This window comes from Leptospira saintgironsiae, from assembly GCF_002811765.1.
GTDB lineage: Bacteria > Spirochaetota > Leptospiria > Leptospirales > Leptospiraceae > Leptospira_B > Leptospira_B saintgironsiae.
In genome coordinates this window covers 238220-257271 of the sequence record NZ_NPDR01000003.1, presented here as the reverse complement: position 1 = coordinate 257271, position 19052 = coordinate 238220, and the positions used below count along the sequence as shown (strand labels likewise).

14 protein-coding genes are annotated in these 19052 nt (G+C 39.7%); 5 read left to right on the top strand and 9 right to left on the bottom strand.

All coding sequences use genetic code 11. The features are described 5' to 3' along the window. Window positions 1-41: 41 nt before the first annotated feature. Window positions 42-1349 carry an asparagine--tRNA ligase gene (gene asnS, locus CH362_RS08715; RefSeq protein ID WP_100709976.1) on the bottom strand — a complete coding sequence of 436 codons (1308 nt, stop codon included), beginning with the start codon at window positions 1347-1349 and terminating at the stop codon, window positions 42-44. An 80-nt stretch (window positions 1350-1429) separates the two neighbouring features. Here asnS and folD point away from each other — a divergent pair, with 80 nt between their 5' ends. The 5 genes from folD (at window position 1430) to CH362_RS08690 (ending at window position 6781) form a co-directional block, all read left to right on the top strand. Next, window positions 1430-2284 (top strand): bifunctional methylenetetrahydrofolate dehydrogenase/methenyltetrahydrofolate cyclohydrolase FolD, encoded by an 855-nt coding sequence (gene folD, locus CH362_RS08710; protein ID WP_100709975.1) that lies wholly within the window; start codon window positions 1430-1432, stop codon window positions 2282-2284. Window positions 2285-2300: 16 nt separating this feature from the next. Beyond that, complete coding sequence (locus tag CH362_RS08705; RefSeq protein WP_100709974.1) at window positions 2301-3266, top strand: acetylxylan esterase; 966 nt, start codon at window positions 2301-2303, stop codon at window positions 3264-3266. Beyond that, window positions 3263-4672 carry a cysteine--tRNA ligase gene (gene cysS / locus CH362_RS08700; protein WP_100709973.1) on the top strand — a complete coding sequence of 470 codons (1410 nt, stop codon included), beginning with the start codon at window positions 3263-3265 and terminating at the stop codon, window positions 4670-4672. Before CH362_RS08705 ends, cysS begins: the two co-directional genes overlap by 4 nt. Next, window positions 4669-5412, top strand: a complete 744-nt coding sequence (gene rlmB / locus CH362_RS08695) for a 23S rRNA (guanosine(2251)-2'-O)-methyltransferase RlmB (RefSeq protein ID WP_100709972.1) — start codon at window positions 4669-4671, stop codon at window positions 5410-5412. The genes cysS and rlmB overlap by 4 nt, the downstream gene beginning before the upstream one ends. Before the next feature lie 193 nt (window positions 5413-5605). Beyond that, complete coding sequence (locus tag CH362_RS08690) at window positions 5606-6781, top strand: alpha/beta fold hydrolase (protein WP_100709971.1); 1176 nt, start codon at window positions 5606-5608, stop codon at window positions 6779-6781. 236 nt (window positions 6782-7017) lie between these two features. Here CH362_RS08690 and hisF read toward each other — a convergent pair whose 3' ends face one another. The 8 genes from hisF to mfd are packed head-to-tail and all read right to left on the bottom strand — an operon-like array spanning window position 7018 to window position 19050. Then, window positions 7018-7785, bottom strand: coding sequence for an imidazole glycerol phosphate synthase subunit HisF (gene hisF, locus CH362_RS08685; RefSeq protein ID WP_100709970.1), 768 nt, complete (start codon window positions 7783-7785; stop codon window positions 7018-7020). Next, window positions 7782-9242, bottom strand: a complete 1461-nt coding sequence (gene gatA / locus CH362_RS08680; protein WP_100709969.1) for an Asp-tRNA(Asn)/Glu-tRNA(Gln) amidotransferase subunit GatA — start codon at window positions 9240-9242, stop codon at window positions 7782-7784. Before gatA ends, hisF begins: the two co-directional genes overlap by 4 nt. Further along, window positions 9239-9529, bottom strand: a complete 291-nt coding sequence (gatC, locus tag CH362_RS08675) for an Asp-tRNA(Asn)/Glu-tRNA(Gln) amidotransferase subunit GatC (RefSeq protein WP_100709968.1) — start codon at window positions 9527-9529, stop codon at window positions 9239-9241. The genes gatA and gatC overlap by 4 nt, the downstream gene beginning before the upstream one ends. 23 nt (window positions 9530-9552) lie before the next feature. Further along, complete coding sequence (locus CH362_RS08670; protein WP_100709967.1) at window positions 9553-10968, bottom strand: undecaprenyl-phosphate glucose phosphotransferase; 1416 nt, start codon at window positions 10966-10968, stop codon at window positions 9553-9555. Between the two features lies 1 nt (window position 10969). After that, window positions 10970-13915: an LPS-assembly protein LptD gene (locus CH362_RS08665; protein WP_100709966.1), complete on the bottom strand. Its 2946-nt coding sequence runs from the start codon at window positions 13913-13915 to the stop codon at window positions 10970-10972. A 29-nt stretch (window positions 13916-13944) separates the two neighbouring features. Continuing rightward, complete coding sequence (locus CH362_RS08660) at window positions 13945-14790, bottom strand: undecaprenyl-diphosphate phosphatase (protein WP_100709965.1); 846 nt, start codon at window positions 14788-14790, stop codon at window positions 13945-13947. 31 nt (window positions 14791-14821) lie between these two features. After that, the gene (locus tag CH362_RS08655) at window positions 14822-15562 is read right to left on the bottom strand and encodes a lipoprotein LipL31 (protein WP_100710242.1); all 741 of its coding nucleotides are present in this window, start codon (window positions 15560-15562) and stop codon (window positions 14822-14824) included. A 50-nt stretch (window positions 15563-15612) separates the two neighbouring features. Then, entirely contained in the window at window positions 15613-19050 is a 3438-nt protein-coding gene (mfd, locus tag CH362_RS08650; protein WP_100709964.1) for a transcription-repair coupling factor, read from the bottom strand. Window positions 19051-19052 lie beyond the last annotated feature (2 nt).

Here is a 19052-nt window from a genome sequence, read left to right as displayed (position 1 = left end):
TTTTGGTATCGGTAAGATCCGGATTTTTTAACGGATTTTTTTTAAGGATATAGCCTTTCCATCATCCGGGGGTAAGGGATACATTCCCGAACATGTTGTAGTCCGCAGATCCAGGCAATTAGCCTTTCTGTCCCAAGACCAAAACCCGAATGTGGAACAGAGCCATATTTTCTGAGCTCCAAGTACCATTCATAAGATTCAACAGGTAGATTTTCTTCTTCTAGCCTTTTAGTGATAGTTTCGTAACTTTCTTCCCTTTCGGAACCGCCAATGATCTCCCCCACTCCATCTGGAGCGATCAAGTCCGCGTTAAGCACTGTTCTTGGATCCTCTGGGTTGACCTTCATATAGAATGCTTTTGCTTCTCTTGGATATTTTTGGATAAAAACAGGACCTCCAAATTTTTGGCAAAGCATCTGTTCTCTTTCCGAATTGATATCATCTCCCCAGGTTATATCTTCTCCTTGGGATTGTAGGTATTCTAAAGCTTCTTTATAATCGATAAGAGCGAATGGTTTAGAGATATAATCCAGCAAAGTAGAAGTATCTCTTTCCAAAACTTTCAGTTCTGGCTCGCAGGCAGCCACAGTTTCTTTGATGACTGTTTTTACAAAATTTTCCTGCAATTTTAGGTTTTCTGCATGTGTTAAAAATGCGGTTTCTGCTTCTACCATCCAGAATTCTGTTAAATGCCTTCTGGTTTTACTCTTCTCCGCCCTAAATGTTGGACCGTAACAATATACTTTATTATGAGCAAATATAGCAGTTTCTAAATATAATTGTCCAGTCTGGGCAAGATATGCATTTCCAAGATCAAAATATTCTGTAGAAAATAATGTTCCTGCAGATTCTCCAATGGAACCTGTTAAGATAGGAGTATCTATTAATGTAAATTGGTTATTATGGAAATATTTTCGGATCTGATAAGAAAGTTCACTTCTTACTTTTATGATTGCTAACTGCTTACTGGAACGTAACCAAAGATGTCTTTGAGAAAGTAAAAAGTCTATTCCATGTTCTTTGGGAGTGATCGGATAATTATCTGATTCTCCTACCTTCTTGAAAGAAGAAAGAACCAATTCAAATCCTATGGGAGACTTTTCATTCTCCACTAATTTACCGATTACCTCGACTGAAGTTTCCTGTTTTAGATGTTTGATCTCTGAAAACAGGTCTTCTCCCAAAATTTCTTTTTCAGCGAGTACTTGTAAGATTTTTCCGGAATTTCTCAGACTTAAAAATTGTCTGGCGTTAGATCCTCTCAAACCATGAACCCAACCTTGGATACGTACAGTTTGGTTTACATGTTCCGGCAAACGATATAGGTCAATAGTAGAAACTTCGGACATGATCCTATTTTAAGCATTCTGCCCGACTGAAAAGGATTATTTTCGGATGACATCGGGACCGGAAGCTAAATCTTGAACCCATGACTGCGATTTTACTGGATGGCAAAAAACTTTCCCAAAAGATAAAAGATTCTATTGCCGAAGAGATCAAAACCCTCACGGCTTCCGGAAAAAAGCCCCCGAAACTCGCAACAATCCTGGTCGGTAGCGATCCTGCTTCTGCCACTTACGTAAATATGAAAGTCAAGTCCTGCCACGCGGTGGGAATGATCTCCGAAAAAATAGAACTTCCTGAAACGACATCGACCCAGGAATTACTCGCGGTCATTGATAAATTGAACGCGGATCCGGACACCCACGGAATTCTTTTACAACATCCTACTCCTCCCCAGATAGACGAAAGAGCAGCATTCGATCGGATCGATTTGAAGAAGGATGTGGACGGAGTTACTACATTATCCTTCGGGAAATTGTCCATGGGAGTGGAAACCTATCTTCCTTGTACTCCGTATGGTATGGTTCTTCTTCTAAAAGAATACGGGATTGATCCTGCGGGAAAAAGAGCCGTGGTTGTAGGACGTTCTCCTATTTTGGGAAAACCTATGGCGATGCTTCTTACAGAAATGAACGCAACTGTTACCCTCTGTCATTCCAGAACCCAAAACCTACCTGAAATCGTGGCCCAGGCTGATATAGTTGTGGGTGCTGTGGGAAAACCTGAATTTATCAAAGCGGATTGGATCAAACCGGGAGCAGTATTATTGGATGCCGGTTATAACGCAGGAAACGTAGGAGATATCGAAATTTCCAAGGCCTGGGAAAAATCCTCTCATTATACTCCTGTTCCAGGAGGTGTAGGGCCTATGACAATTTCTGTCCTTCTCCTGCAGACATTGTATTCTGCAAAAGATCACTTTACACCCCCGTTGAAATGAAAACGATGTATCTCTGATGGCTATCAGTTTCGACGAGTGCTTCCAGACTTATCCTCCCTTCTCACCTCCAGCGGATTTGGACGATTTTTGGGCGGAGTCGATCCGAGAACTCAAAGGTTTTCCGGTTAAAAACCAAACCAAGGCCCTGCTCAAAGGGACCATTTTAAAAGAAACCATCTACGATATTTCTTTCCAATCTTATGGAAACGCTACTCTTACTGGTAGTTTGGTGATCCCAAGAAAAAGAGGGGATCTTCCTGTTCTAGTATATTTCCACGATTATGCAAAAGACAGACCTCAAATCATAAAGGGTCTGACAGAAGCTGGAGTTGCACAACTTATCCTAGACGTTCGAGGTCATGGCACACAACTCATCCGTCCAGTTTTGAAAGAAGGAGAAATTCCTGACCCGGATTGGACCCCAGGATATTACAGAAAAGGATTAGAAGCGAAAGAATCCTTCTTCTTAAAAGCAAATTACTTAGATGTGATCCGCACTATTGAATTTTTAAGACTTACCGACGGAATTGATGGAGATAAGATCATCCTAGCAGGAAAAGGTATCGGAGCTTCTATGGCATTATTCGGTGCCGCGAATTCTCCAAGAGTAAAAGCACTTATATTAGAAACTCCTAATTTTTGCCATGTGGATGATACCCAATTAAAATTGGGAACAAGCTGGTCGAAAGAAGTTTCGGAACAGATTGCTAATGCAAAATCCAAAAAAGCTCAGGTAAAAAAGAATCTTTCTTATTTTGATAGTTTGAATTTTTCCAAAAAGATCAAGATCCCTACTCTGGTTTCAGTCGGAATGGAAGATAAAGTTTCTCATCCTAAGTCTGTATTTGCATTATTCAATCATTTAGTCTGCGATAAAAGAATGCAGGTATATCCTACAGAAGGGAACGAAGCAGGAATTGCCGGGGACAAACAGAATTTGGCCAATTTGGAATTCGCAAAAGAGATCCTGTTCCCTGAATGAAAGAAATCCGTTTCCATAATTCTCTTAGCGGAAACAAAGAAGTATTTCGTCCAGAGTTTCCAGATAAAGTCAGAGTATATTCCTGCGGACCTACAGTTTATAATTTCGCACATCTAGGGAACTTACGCGCATTTCTATTCGTAGACCTCCTAAGAAGGACTTTAATCGCATTCGGTTATAAACCGGATATGACAATGAATATCACCGATATTGATGATAAGATCATCCGTGAATCCTTAGCCCAAGGCAAAGGAATCAGAGAATTCACAGAACCTTGGGTCAAAGCGTTCCAAGAAGATTTAGAATCTTTGAATATTCAAAAATTAGAACATTATCCTAGAGCGACTGATTCCATTCCTTCCATGGTAGAGATCATTAAACATCTCCAAAATCAGGGACTCGTTTACGAAAAAGACGGAAGTTTATATTATTCTATCTCCAAATTCAAAAATTATGGAAAACTTTCCAAAATTGATGTAAGCGGAATGAAATCCGGAACCCGTTATGATACGGACGAATACGATAAAGATGATGTGAGAGATTTCGTTCTTTGGAAGTTTCCTAAACAAGACGGAGAACCTTCTTGGGAAACTGAAATAGGTTCAGGGCGACCTGGATGGCATTTAGAATGTTCAGCAATGGTGCGTGACGTGTATGGTTCCGGAGTTGATATCCATACCGGAGGTGTGGACCTAACCTTTCCCCACCATGAAAATGAGATCGCTCAAAGTGAAGGCGCTTATCCAGAAGAATCTTTTGTAAAATATTGGCTACACTCTGAACATTTACTCGTAAACGGAGAAAAGATGGCCAAATCCAAGGGGAATTTTTTCACCCTAAGAGATTTGGAGAAGGAAGGAGCAGAACCTAAAAACATTCGGTTTCTTCTACTCTCTGCACATTATAGAAGCAAATTAAACTTCACAAAAGAAAGATTAGAAGAAGCAGCCGGATCCGTTTCCAAGATCCAAAATTGTATCAATCGATTATTAGAAGAATTTTCCAAATTCGGAAAAACATTCCAAGCTCAGGCAAACGTGGACGCAGGAACCTGGGATGAATTTTTAGAAAGTCTTGCGGATGATCTGAATATTTCTAAATTTTTAGCATCTGTTTTTGAATTGGTAAAAGATTCAAATCAGTATTTGGATCAGAATTCTCCGAACGAAAATGAGATCGCCAAAAGATTAGATTTATTTTATAAAATTGATTCCATCTTAGGTGTTTTAAATTTCGAAAAAAAGGTAGAAGTTTTAGATTCCGAGATAGATGAACTCGTGAGACAAAGACAAGAAGCACGCAAAAACAAAAACTTTGCCGAATCAGACAGACTCAGAGATAAATTGAACGAGATAGGAATTATAATCGAAGACACAAAAGAAGGTCTTCGCTGGAAAAGAAAATGAGCCGCCAGGATTATATCTACGGAAGAAGAAATATCCGAGAAATTCTGGAAAGACATCTCGAAAAAGGTTCAGAACTTTCCTTCCAAGAAATTTGGCTAACTTCCGGAGCCAAAAAAGAATTAGAAGAAATTTTATCCGAATTAGGAGACAAACTTCTAATCAAAGAAGCTTCTCCCAGTAAGTTAGACAAAATGGCTCCCGGTGTGAATCACCAGGGAGTGCTTGCACTTAGGATACAACTCCACCAAGGAGATAAAAAATCGTTCGATTCTCATCTGGAGAATTGTAAGGGTCCTATTCTTGTTTTGGATCGTATCCAAGATCCAGGTAACCTAGGAAATATTTTAAGAACAGCGGAATGTTTCGGAGTCGAAACAGTTCTCATTCCTGATAGAGATTCCTCAGGGATCACACCTGCAGTGGAAAAAGTTGCCTCAGGTGCACTTGCCTATCTAAATGTTTTTAAAGTCGGAAACCTGGCACAAATATTAGAAAAATTGCAAAAACGGAATTTCTGGGTGGTTTCTACTTCCGACAAAGGAACAGAAGATTGGGCCAAAATTCCTGCTTGGGAAGAACTCGTGATCTTGATGGGAAATGAAGGAGAAGGTCTAAAAAGGATCCTGATGGAAAAATCTGATTTTACTGTCCGCATTCCACTTCACGGTCATATCTCCTCTTTAAATGTGACAGTCGCCACAGGGATTGTATTGGATCGTTTGAAAAACCGACCGAAGTAAATCCTATTCAAACATTTATTTCCTTTCTGTTACGATATTAATGAATAAGCTTCTTCAAATTCTAGCTTGCGGTTTTTGGCGATCGGTCCCAAACTTTCTAGAACATGTAGTTCAAATCATTAGTTTGCCTGCGTTGTAGGAATTCCTACAACGATACTTCATGTGACTTTGAAATTGTATTGGGTCTTTTAATATGAAAAGATTTTTATCTTTCCGAATTCTGTTTTTATTTTTTACACTTCTATCTTTCGCGAGCTGCGATTATCTCCAGGACAGACTCACTCCTTCGGACAGCAAATCTGTCGGTGAGCAAATTAAGGATTATATCATTTCTGCATTTTTTGCGGAACAGAACCACGCGTTGTATAAATTCTCGACTGTGTTTCCGGACATGGCGGTAGGCAGCCTTTCTCCCCTCTACTTCCAAGATCCATATTTCCAGAGGGATAATTCAAAAGCAAAAATTGTACTCATTCACGGTTGGGATTTTGCAGAAAGGCAAACAGATCCACCTACTGATTTTAATAAGAAGGTAGCCAACTTACTTGGGACTTGGAACCAAGGCCTCGCATTTATTACTCAAACTACCGATCTCCCGGGTGGTTATAGTAGCAGTGTATACGATACTTTCGAGATCTATGTTTTTACTTATAGAACTTCTGATTACATTGAAGTAAATGGAAGAAGATTCATAGATTCCTTAAACGCAGCTTTTACTTCTTCCGATAAAGTGGTGGTAGTCGCACACTCCATGGGAGGACTTGTTTCCAGAGCAGCAATCCAACATGCAAATAATACGGAGAATGTGATCGATCATATCGTAAGTTTAGGAACTCCTTATTACGGATCTCCGTATTCTTCTCCGCAATACACCGGGAACTTGAACACAATCGGGACGATCATTAAATTTATGACTGATACTCCTGGTGGACAAGGTCTTGCTTATACAAACGGGATCAGTGCAGGAGTAACAGCGATTACCCCGCCAATCACTGACGGGACCGACCAAGCATTTAACTTCTTCTTAGAAAGTATGATCGCAAATACTTCTAAAGACTCTATTACGACAGTGTATGGAGGAGATATGGGGACCGCGAATTGTACTGGTCCTGATCATGCAGCCACCTACCAAGCCGCTTGTACAGTAATTACAAATGGGAACCCGGTATTTTCTAATTCTGATGGAATTGTTCCGTTAAAGTCAGCGCTTTTAAATAACAGAGCTGGAACGGAACATACTGTGAGTGATATGGACCATTCTCAAATGTCTTTCAGAAATGAGGGTGGAACAGGTGGGGGACTCACAAAAGTGAAAACACATTTTAATAATGTGTTTGCTGAAGTGCTTACGATTGTAAACGCATTATGAAAGAAGACCGAAGACAGGTCGGTCCTTAATTCGAAATTTTTCAGCTTATATGAAGTAGCTTTTTGTGCGTGTTGGAATTCCTACGCGTCGGAGGCTGCCCCCACCCTAGCTTTGGGTGGCGGGGAGTGGCTCGTGGGAGAATTGTCTGCCCACTCCTATATCAAAAAATTCCGAAACTATCAAGTTGAATTCCCACACTCACGGGGCGGAATGTAGATTCCAAATTCCGGTTGGCCTCAGAGTCTGACCTTGATCCCCATTTCTCTCATATTTTCTTTCGTTTCTTGGATTGTGAATTCTCCAAAATGAAAGATAGATGCTGCAAGAACTGCGTCGGCCTTTCCTCTCAGGATTGCTTCTACCATGTGCTCCGGATTTCCGGCCCCGCCGCTTGCAATAATAGGAATTTCTAAATTAGAAGAAAATAATTTTAAAAGTTGGATATCGAATCCTTTTTTGGTCCCGTCGCGATCCATGGAGGTGAGTAGGATCTCCCCAGCACCTCTTTCTTGGGCTTCTTGTCCCCAGTCCAATGCGTATCTTCCGGTTTCGGTTCTTCCGCCGTGCAAGAACACTTCGAATCTTTGTCTTTCCGGGTGGAATTTCACATCCACCGCGCATACAATACATTGAGAACCGTAAATTTCTGCGGCGGCGCGAAGAAGGTCCGGATTTTGGAAAGCGGCAGTATTGATCGAAACCTTGTCCGCTCCCTTCTCCAAAACCGCTTTCACATCATCTAAGGTGCGAATTCCACCGCCCACAGTAAAAGGTATAAATATCCTTTCTGCAACAGCTTCTACCAAATGGATAAGAATATCTCTTTTATCACTGGAAGCAGTGATGTCTAAGAAGCATAACTCGTCCGCGAGATTTTTTTCGTAAACAACTGCAGACTCCACGGGATCTCCCGCATCTACAAGGTTTACGAAATTCACTCCCTTGACTACCCTGCCGTCTTTGATATCCAGGCAGGGAATAATTCTCGCGGCAAGTTCACTCATTTGATCGTTTCAGGCAATTCTACTTTAGAAGCCCAGTTAGAGATCATTTTAGCAAAACCGAATATTTTATCTTCATGCAAAGCAGGAGCAGTGATCTGTAAACCGATCGGAAGACCTTTGGAATCAGTTCCGATAGGAACAGACATTGCAGGAACTCCGGCCAAATTCACGGAAGTAGTTAAGATATCTGCCTTATACATTTGGATCGGATCGGAAGTTTTTTCTCCCACTTTGAATGCAGTTGTAGGAGAAGTAGGCTGAAGGATCAGATCTACTTTAGAAAAATAACCTTCGTATTCTTTTTTGATCAAAACACGAGCTTTCTGAGCTCTTCCATAATATGCGTCGTAATATCCAGCGGATAAGGAGAATGTTCCAAGTAAGATCCTTCTTTGGACTTCTTTGCCGAAACCTTCACTTCTGCTTGTTACATATAGATCTTCCAGTTTACCACTTGGATCTTTTCTTTGTCCGAAACGGATTCCATCAAATCTAGAAAGATTAGAAGAACATTCTGCAGTAGCGATGATATAATAGATCGGTATAGAATTAGAAAGAAGAGAAAAATCCAGGTCCACAAGCTCTGCACCTTTAGATTCTAACTCTGCCAAAAGAGATTCGTATGCTTTTGCAATATCAGGCTCAATTTCAGAAGTGATCTTCATCTTCCCTATTCTTAAACCTTTCCAAGGAAGTTCTTTTACCTTAGAAGGATCAAACGCAGGAATATTTTTAGAAGTAGCATCTCTCTGGTCTTTACCAGAGATCACTGAATATACATCAATGATCCCATCAATATCTTTGGATAAAGGACCTATTTGATCTAAGCTAGAAGCATAAGCCACAAGTCCATATCTGGAAACAGTTCCGTAAGTAGGTTTTAAACCGTAAATCCCACATAGAGATGCAGGCTGTCTAACGGATCCACCAGTATCAGAACCTAATGCAACAGGCACAAAAGAAGCAGCAACCGCAGCAGCCGATCCTCCGGAAGATCCACCAGGAATTCTTGCAGTATCAAATGGATTTTTTGTAATCTGATAAGCGGAATTCTCAGTAGAAGAACCCATTGCAAACTCATCCATATTCGCTCTTGGAATAAGAACAAAACCTTTCGCTAAAAGTTTTTCGATAGCAGTCGCGTGAAATGGAGAACGATAGTTTTCTAAAATTTTAGAAGCACAAGAAGTGATCGTGTTCTCAATACAAATATTGTCCTTCACTCCGATTGGAATTCCGTCAAACTCGGAAAGAGGTTTGCCGGATTTTCTTCTTTCAGTACTTTCTGAAGCTGCCTTCAAGATACTTTCTTTTTCCCATGCAAGAAACGCTTTAATTTTAGAATCTTCAGCTTCTATACGAGAGATCAAAGATTGGACTAGATCAGTTGGAGTAAACTCCCCCGAATTTAAGCCTTTTTTAATATCAGAATATTTTAATTTCCAAAGTTCTTTCATGTTTCGATCACCTTTGGAACCACGAAATATCCGTTTTGGAAACTAGGTGCGAAGGATTCTATTTGAGAACGACTTAAACCTTCTGCCGCTTTATCAGGGCGAACTGAATTTCCTTCGTTCGGATATAAGTCCTCATCAGATACTGAACTCACATTTAACTCAGTGATCGTATCCACATAATTCAGCACTTTATTAAAATCCGTAAGGAAGTTTTGAATATCCTTAGGATCTATTTTGAGCCTTGATAACTCTGCGATTTTTTGAAGGGATTCTTCATTTAGGTTCACGGCCTTCGTTCTCCTTTTTTCCCTTAATAGGCATTCTTATCCATCACACCTTTTAAAGGTGTAAGCAGGATGATTTTAATATCTAACCAAAGAGACCAGTTTTCTATATAGTAGATATCCGCATCAATTCTATCATCGATAGAAGTGTCTCCTCTCAGACCCTGCACCTGCGCAAGACCGGTGATCCCAGCCTTGACCGCATGCCTTCTCATATAATGTCTATGATTCGTTTTGAATTTTTCGACAAAATGAGGTCTTTCGGGTCTTGGACCCACCACGGACATATCTCCTAAAAGCACATTAAAAAACTGAGGTATTTCGTCAAGGGAGGTCTTACGCAAGATCTTACCAATCCCGGTCACCCTTGGATCATTTTGGACTGTCCAAGTGGTCTCAGACTGGGACTTGGCCTGTACAACCATACTTCTAAACTTGAACATCTTAAAACTTTTATTGTCCAAGCCCACTCTTTCCTGGTAATAGAACACAGGACCTCTGGAAGTTAATTTGATCAGAAGTGCAATGATCAAAAATACGGGAGAAAAAAGTATAAGGAATAATAAAGTAAATAGAATATCAAAACTCCTTTTGATAACCCTATTATAACCTAAACGTACAGGAATGTTTCGGATAGAAATAACAGGAAGACCGTCCATCTCATCCACTCTTCCTTTCGCCTTGATAAACTCTTGGAAACCTGGGATTACTTTTAGATCGATACCTTCCGTATCACAAGCATCCAAAACTGTTTCCAAACAATCCCCTTCTGCATTATTTAAAGCATAAACAACCAGATCAGGCTTAATCTCAGATAAAACTTTTTCTATCTTATCCGTTTTTCCAAGAAGCACCATTTCTTTACGGATTGCTTTAGAATTTCCTGAACTTACATAACCTATGATCTGATATCCATAAATCTGGTGTCTTTGGACAGAATCAGCAAAACGAGCAGCAGTCTCTCTCGTTCCGATCACAAGTACTCTGCGTAGATTATATCCTTTGCTTCTAAGATATCTTAGGAATTGGCGGGCGAGAAGGTGGAGAAGCCCAATAGAAAAAATATTTGTCCCTGCAAAAACTAAAATGAAAGAACGAGAAAATCTTTCGCTTCCGAAATCACCTCGGAAAAAGAATAACATGGACAATACGAAGAGTAAATTCAAGAATACTCCTCCAAATATTGCAAGGAACTCATCTAAAAAGGATAAACCTCTTCTTGGATGATATAGATCTATGAATAAAAAAACGATCACTTGGGAAACGGAAAGGACAGAGCCTAATATAAAATAACTTTCCAGATCAATATATGATCTATCTATTCCTGTTGGATCTCCCACATAAAAACGAAGAAGGAATGCAAATACACAACTTCCTAAAGAGAATATCAAATCCAAGAAGACGAATAATAATTTAAAAGTTTGACTTCTTTCTTTCAGCATATTATTCCGATTCGACTCCTTCTGTATAACCAGCCTTAAGAGGACGTTTTCTAAATCTAAACAGACGGATCCTAGAAAGTTGAGAAGAATCTTCCTGGCCTAAACTGAAATCCGTTAATGATATGGAGAAGAATATAGACTGGTCATAAAAAGTCACCTGACTTGCTCCAGTAGTTCCCCCAGGAACAGATCTAAGATCACTACTTAGACCTAATCTAAAATTCATAGTGTGTAGATTATATTTTAGCACTGCCATTGCACGGTTTACATTCATTGCAGTGGTCTGTCTTGCTTGGGTTCCGTTGATCCCAGAACCATTGATAATATCCTGACCTAAATTTGTAGGATTCATATTCATGGAAGTAAATGGAGAAGTAGGATCCGTATTCAGAATATATCTTTGGTAATAATAATTATCCGTTTGGTTTGTGTATCTCCAAGGTTCAGTTACCCTGGAATCAATCTCTGCCTCAAATCCAAATTCCCTTGTGATATCAATACTTGCCTTAGCATAAATCCTATAATTGTCCATCATAGAAGCATAATAGATATGATACCAGGTCCCGCCTACTTCCAACTCTCTAATATATCTTAAGAAAGGAAGTCTGAATCCCCCCATCTTATAAGAAAGAGTGAAGTTATTGGATAAAGGACGATGTAAAGGAGTATGATATACAAAATCGTTATTGAAGAATATTCCTGTGTAAAAACTTCTTTTTCGTTCCAGAAGAGTTCTCTTTCTTTTGCTGAATCCTTCTAAGAAATCTATATAACCTGCAAAACGGAAAACCGTATAATACCATCTTTCTTGGCTCGTTGGCTGAGGTTGGTATTCATCCGAAAAAGTCCTAAGATCTCGGATTGTCTTGAGAGAAATTTCAAAATTCTCCAAAGCATAACTTTCTAATGAAAGTTCCAACTCATGCTGACGGTTTTTCATCAGAATAGGGTCTTGTAAATCAGGCTTCTCTGCTTCTAACTTACGATAAGTGGTATTAAAAAATAAGATCGGAGCACCAATTCTTAAATTGGTATTTGTTCTAAAATATTGGTAACTGTCCCTTGCCAAACTTCTTTCTAGGGAAGTGAAGTTTGTATTAACAGTATCCGCACTTCCTGCAGGTAATTGTGCAGATTGTTTTTTAGCACCATAATAAACACTCGGAGCCAAGGACACATAACTTCCAAAGTTCATGGAAGTCCTAAATCCAGTCTCACCTTGTAAGAAGTTTTGGGTCCTAAGAAGATTTTCCTTATAATCTCCATTCGGATTATCATAACTTCCGTCGGATGTAGGAATTTTCAATTTTTCTTGGGTAGGAACTCCATAAAATCTCATCAATGTATTCGTTAAATACACATCCCAATACACTGGAGTTTCAAAATAAGGAAGCCTAGTAATTTCAGAACTATTCTTGATCGTAACGGAAGGAAGAACATCCACCGTAGGAAAATAACCCGACTTGTTCAAAGGAGAAAGGTTATAGAAGAGCATATTTCTCTTCATGTTAATATTAACTGAAAGATCTCCCCTATTCTCCGTATAATCTAACTTCCATTCTAAGTTATTACGAACATAACCGTAACGGACGTCTCTGAATGTATATAATGACTGTAAACTATTACTTGGTTGGTATCTATTTCCGTATTCGTATTCGAATAAACGGTTCGTAAAATTCTCATATTGAACGGACAGGTTTCGAGTAACGTCCTTCTCCGTATTATTCATTTTGGAATTTAGGAATATCCTACCCTTCCACCAAGGATCTCTATCTTCTCCGATATTTGGGATATTAGTTCCCCAATAATTTCCCTTATCGACTTGGTTTGTGACAGCACTAGTCCCAAGACCATAATTTGCAAATCTATCCTCGAAACCGGAAGTGATTTGATATGCCTTATGATTTGCAAAACCTATATCTATTAAATAGTTAAGGTTTGCACTTTGTCTCCACATTTCTAACTGGAAGGCTTGTCCGGTTTTTTCGTAGAAGTCAGCACGAGCTTTATAACCCATCGGGGTCCAAGACCAAGTAGGGATCGTTGACCATTGTAATGAGTTTTGTAAGAATAGACCTTGTGTATTGTTCTTACCTGCTTGTGTGGTCCAACCATTCCCTAAATTATTATTATAGAAGAATGGAAGCCAAAATACTGTTGTACCTCCTACCTGGAATCGAACGTTAGTTCCAACAACAGTCCTATCCTGGTAGAGAACTACCTTATCTACTTTGAAAGAATAATGGGGCTTCTCCGCGTTACATGTTGTGAAATATCCCATCTCCAACATGTAACGTTTATCATCTAATTTTTTGACCTTCTCTCCGAAAAAGTAAGCAGGAGCAACTGTGCCTTTTGTATTATAGACCACACCCTTATCCAATCTATAATCATAGATGAATTTATCTCCAGTGATCTTGGCTCGACCGTCTTCGAATTTGATCCCACCTTCCGCATACACTTCTTGGCGATCTGAATCCACAGATATTGTTTCTGCTTCTAGGCTTCCTGATCTGAGTTTGATACGAACTCTACCTCTTAAGACCAAAACTCCGCCCTTGGTTTGGTCCACTCTCATGAGCTCACCTTCTGCGGCGTTCTCGATTACCATTGGTAAATCTTTCTTAGATGTTCCGGCTAACGCGGCGAAATCAGGTTTATTATCTTCTTTCTCCGCTAAGGAGGCTTTTAATCTTTTACGTCTAGTGTAGATGGAACCTTCTCTGGAAAGACCAAGGTTTTCCAGCTGTTCATCCACTTCCCTTTCGCTAAGAACTTCGATAGATTTGTTTAAAAGGCGGTTTCTGGTCTTAACAACTGACCTTTGGGTATCGTCTTCGGAGTTGGTTTCACCTGCAGAACCCCGAGGGCCTAGGTCGACCGGTTGCCCCCATAACAAGGTGGGCAAAAAAAATAAAAATAGACAATTTCGGATCCAGGGGCGCATTCCGATCTAAGCCACACTATTGTGTCTGGTCAGCCCTGCATCACTAATTTGTAGAAGGAAAGCACGGAGATCCCAAGAAGTATCCGGTACCAACCGAACCCGGTAAATGAATGGGTTTGTAGGTATTTTAGGAACCATTTGATCACGAAAAAACAAAGTAAAAAAGAGAGAACAAATCCTAAGCTTAAGATCGGCAGATTCTCCCAATTTAGCACTTCTCTATGTTTGAATAATTTATAAGCTCCGGCTAAGAATAGAACTGGAACTGCAACGAAGAATGAAAACTCAGCAGAACTTCTGGTATCCTTTCCTAAAAATCTGGCAGTTACAATAGTTGCTCCAGATCTGGAAACTCCAGGGACCAGGGCCAAACATTGGAAAATACCGATCAGGATTGCGTCCTTTGTTCCGATAGGTTCACTCGTTTTGATCTTCTCTCTTTTTTGGAACCAGAACTCTGAAACTAAGATCAGAATTCCTCCAACAAGCCAAGCTCCTCCCAAGATCGCCAAGATATCTTCTCTTGCCTTGATCTTATCTAAAAATCCTCTGAATAAGAATCCCGCGCCCATGATAGGCAAAAATCCAATAATAACTCTTGTTAAGAAAAGGAATCCTTCTTTGTTTTCTTCTTTGCGGAGAAGGTAACGTACTGCTGATCTTCCCTGTTCTAAAAACTTTTCCCGATATAGAACAACCACAGACAGGATCGCCCCACTTTGGATGAATATATCGAATAAATCGTCGAAAGCCGCTCCTTCTGAAAATGGGTAGAAAGAGGAGAATAAGAAAAGGTGTCCTGTGGAGGACACCGGTAAGAATTCCGTAATCGCTTCAATTACGCTACGGAAGATTGCGTTTAGATATGAATTCAAATCGTTGAAAAATTTCTTTCTTACTTAGTTTTTACTTAGTAGCTTCAGGCGCAGGTGCTGGAGTGGAAGCTTCCGGTGCCTTGGTTTCCTCAGCCTTAGGAGCCTCTTCCTTGCTCAATTCAGGGAAGCTAAATTCTTTATCTAGATATTTTTCAAGGTCAAACTTATCGTTATGTTTGATCGCGACAGTTTCCTTAATTCTATCTAAAACAGATTTATAAACTTCTTCTGATTTTCTTCCTTTGATCTGAGCTCTTGCAGCATCATAACACTGCTCCAAAGTTAAGGACTCAGCTTGTTTGTATTTAGTGCGGAGTTCTTGGCAACCTTGGTTTAATTCTTGTTCAGTGATCTTAATTCTGGATTCGATTTGTTCAGCGATATACATTCCGTAAATCAACTGCATCTCTTGGAACTTTAAGATTTCTTTAATATCAGATCTTTTGCTAAAGCCACTTTTATCAGCAGCAGATTTAACAACCATCATCTCATGATAACGATCGAAAAACTTTCTTTTTCTGAATTCGTTTCTGAGTTGTAAGAAGCTCTGAGGGACTTTGCTTTCTTCTTCGGTTAAAAATTTGATAACATTCTTTTTTTCAATGTTTTGAGTGCGGCTTAAAGTATCCAAAGCGGTATCAAAAGCGCTTTCAAAACCAGCAGTAGTTAACTTATTACCGTCGATAGACTCGATAACTGGAGTCCCGTCTCCGCAATATGCGAAAGAGAAAAAAGATAAGAGTAAAGTGAGGGATATATATAGCCGTTTCATCTGTGTTGGAATTCCTACGCAAAAAATAGGAGAATAGGGCCTGGCGTCCATTACTTTTTGTCGGGTAACATTTCCGTTAAGAAGTACACAAGTTTCACAAGTTTGTCCTTTTGGTTGGCTTTCCCTGGAACATATATTAATACATTCGGTTCTCTAGGATTCATGGTCAGACCCATCCGGGCAGAAATCAAGTTTACGATTTTGTCATAACTGCCTAAGAAATGTGTTCCTAATTTTAGTCGGATTTCCTCCCCGAGCTCAGAGACGGATTCGAATCCCAAAACAGATGCCAGGGTCCTGATCTTTTCCAACATTAAGAAAGTTTTTGCCTCTTCAGGAGGTTCTCCGAATCGGTCCGTCATTTCTTGGGTGACTTCTTCAATTTCATCCAGGTCTCTTGCGCCTTCGAACCGTTTGTAAAATTCTATTTTCTGTCTTGTATCCGGTATGTAAGATTCAGGTATGAAGAAGTTAGAATCCAAATTGATAGCAGTACGCACTTCAATTTTTACTTCTTCTCCTTTGATCCTTGCGATCGCTTCTTCCAACATCTGCACATACAGATCGAAGCCGACTTCCATAATATCACCGGACTGTTCTTTACCTAAAAGATTTCCAGCCCCTCTGATTTCCAGGTCTCTCATTGCAACCTTAAATCCGGAGCCTAATTCTTGGTATTCATAGATAGTGTTCAGACGTTTTTCCGCATCCTCAGTCACTACTCTGTCTTTAGGAAGAAGAAGGTATGCGAATGCTTTTCGGTCACTTCTTCCTACCCTGCCTCGGATCTGATAAAGCTGAGAAAGTCCAAATAGATCCGCTCTTTTTACGATCAGAGTATTCACATTTGGAATATCTATCCCGGACTCAATAATCGTAGTGGTTACTAAAATATCAAATTTGCGTGCATAAAAATCTACAAGAGTTTCTTCTATCTCGTCCTCAGTCATCTGACCATGAAGAACTCCTATGGCAGCCTCAGGTACGATTTCGTTTAATCTTTTAGTCTCTTGTTCAATAGATTCCACTCTATTATAAAGATAGAATACTTGTCCTTCTCTTGCAAGTTCAGTGCGAATTGCGTCTCTTAGGACTTCTTCGTCCTCTTCGATCACGTAGGTTTCTACACTTTGTCTGTTCTTGGGAGGAGTAGCAATAATAGAAAGTTCTCTGATCCCGGTCAAAGCCATATGAAGTGTTCTAGGGATTGGAGTCGCAGTCAGAGTTAGAACATCCACAAGGTTTTTGATCTTCTTAATGGATTCCTTATGGTTTACTCCGAATCTTTGCTCCTCGTCTATGATAAGAAGTCCCAGGTTTTTAGGTTGGACAGAATTTGCTAAAACCGCATGAGTCCCGATAAGCATATCCACTTTTCCGGCTGCAAAACGTTTTAGAACATCACGAGTTTCTGCAGCAGTTCTAAGACGAGAAACGAGTTCCACAGTAATTGGATAATTCTCGAATCTCTTTTTCATATTATTATAATGTTGTAAGGCAAGGATCGTGGTTGGTGCTAACATTAATATCTGCTTGCCCGCCATTGCCACTTTGAACGCTGCACGGATCGCAACCTCAGTTTTTCCGTAACCAACGTCGCCGCAGATCAAACGATCCATAGGTTTTATAGATTCTAGATCTTTTTTAACAGCTTCAATTGCTTCTATCTGGTCTGGAGTTTCTTCATATTCGAATTCAGCTTCGAATTCTTCCTGATAAATTGTATCTGGAGGGAAAGCATACCCTTGTAGTTTGATCCGATTCGAATACATATGGACCAAATCTTCCGCAAGACCTTCGACTGCTTTCTGGACTCTGTCCTTTGTTTTTTTCCAGGTGCTTTTTCCAAGACTATCCAGTCTAGGTCTTTCGGTTCCGCCTACGAATCTTTGGACTAAAGAAATTTGATCCAAAGGAACAAATAACGTATCACCGCCATAATATTCTAATTTTAGAAAGTCTCTTTCTTTTCCACCCGCGTTTACTCTTTCTATTTTGAGGAATTTCCCTACTCCGTGATTTACGTGAACCACGAAGTCTCCTTCTTTCAAGTCTAGGAAACTTTGGATGGCCTTGCTATTTTGTTTTTTGAATCTGGTTTTACGTTTATATTCTCTTCCGAATACATCGTTCTCGGATAAGAACATAAGTTTTTCATCTTCCCATAAAAAACCGTTCCGTATTTCGGAAACTGCTAAATACACTTCTTCTTTGGATTTATTAGGAAGAAGGATTGGTTCCGGTTCAGAAGCTTCAGAATTTAATAAACGAATTCCTTCCGATTCAAAAAGTCCTAAAAGTCTTTGGGTTTGGGCTTCGAAAGAAGAAGTAAGAATGATCTTCCATTCACCTTCTGTTTTCAATTCTTTCAGTTTTTCACGAACTTCTCTGATCTTTCCTTTAAAAGAAGGAGCCTGATGCAAAGGACAGACCAGATCCTCTCCCTTACTTGGCGGAAGTTGTGTAAATTTGATACCGCTTAGATTTTCTAAAATTTCCGATTCTTCTTTATCTCTTAAAAGGATAGAAGGAGGAGCACATAAGATCTCCTTGCTCCTTTTTTCATATAAAGCATCATATTCTCTCAATAGATGAGAATATCTTTCTTTTGCTCCATTCGGATCAGGAAAAACGAGTCCAGGTTTAGATTTAAAAAAAGATAATATTCCTTTATTCTCCCGGACCATCGGGATGAGTTCTTCATAATAAGTCCCGCCTGCATCATCTGGGATCTCAGGCAAGTGAAGGGATTTATCTGCGTTTGTGATTAGATTTCGATACTCCTCTTTTTGAGAATCAGTCAGGATAAATTCGTCTGCAGGAAGTAGAAACGCCTCTTCCAAATTTTCCAAAGACCTTTGGGTTTCAGGATCGAATGTTCGAATAGATTCTATTTCATCTCCGAAAAAATCGATCCGAATAGGATCCGCGGAGAAGGAAGAAAATACATCCAAGATCCCTCCCTTCAAGCTGAACTCACCGAATGCCTGGCACATGTCCACTCTATGATAACCAAGTCGGACAAGATCTCTCATTAAGTTTTCAGGTTGGATCTCCTGTCCTAATTTTACGGACAAAGATCTTTCCATGAGAGCAGAAGCTTCCGGAAGAGTTTTCAAAAATCCGGACACAGAAGTGAATACTAAAACTTTTTCTCCGGATAAGATACGAGCGAGAGCCTGTATCCTCTCCCTTTTCATCTCAGCCGGATAACGCATATACTCGTAAGGCAAAACTTCTTGGCCGGGAAGATAACAAACAAGATCCGGCTGTAAATAACTTAAACTTTCTCTATATAAAAATTCTGATTCGGTATTTGTAGGAGAGATTACAATTTTAGAATTTTTCTGGGACTGAAAGATAACAGAAGATAGAAGAGAATGAACTGAATTTGGTACAGAAGAAATTTTAGAATTCTCTTTTACAGAAGAGAAAAGATCTTCCAGAGATTTTTTCCAATCGGATTGAGTGGAAACAGACTTAGCCATAT

Coding starts and splice junctions, on each gene's coding strand:
- asnS (WP_100709976.1), bottom strand. CDS start 1,349: ATGTCCGAAGTTTCTACTATTGACCTATATCGTTTGCCGGAACATGTA.
- folD (WP_100709975.1), top strand. CDS start 1,430: ATGACTGCGATTTTACTGGATGGCAAAAAACTTTCCCAAAAGATAAAA.
- CH362_RS08705 (WP_100709974.1), top strand. CDS start 2,301: ATGGCTATCAGTTTCGACGAGTGCTTCCAGACTTATCCTCCCTTCTCA.
- cysS (WP_100709973.1), top strand. CDS start 3,263: ATGAAAGAAATCCGTTTCCATAATTCTCTTAGCGGAAACAAAGAAGTA.
- rlmB (WP_100709972.1), top strand. CDS start 4,669: ATGAGCCGCCAGGATTATATCTACGGAAGAAGAAATATCCGAGAAATT.
- CH362_RS08690 (WP_100709971.1), top strand. CDS start 5,606: ATGAAAAGATTTTTATCTTTCCGAATTCTGTTTTTATTTTTTACACTT.
- hisF (WP_100709970.1), bottom strand. CDS start 7,785: ATGAGTGAACTTGCCGCGAGAATTATTCCCTGCCTGGATATCAAAGAC.
- gatA (WP_100709969.1), bottom strand. CDS start 9,242: ATGAAAGAACTTTGGAAATTAAAATATTCTGATATTAAAAAAGGCTTA.
- CH362_RS08670 (WP_100709967.1), bottom strand. CDS start 10,968: ATGCTGAAAGAAAGAAGTCAAACTTTTAAATTATTATTCGTCTTCTTG.
- CH362_RS08665 (WP_100709966.1), bottom strand. CDS start 13,915: ATGCGCCCCTGGATCCGAAATTGTCTATTTTTATTTTTTTTGCCCACC.
- CH362_RS08655 (WP_100710242.1), bottom strand. CDS start 15,562: ATGAAACGGCTATATATATCCCTCACTTTACTCTTATCTTTTTTCTCT.
- mfd (WP_100709964.1), bottom strand. CDS start 19,050: ATGGCTAAGTCTGTTTCCACTCAATCCGATTGGAAAAAATCTCTGGAA.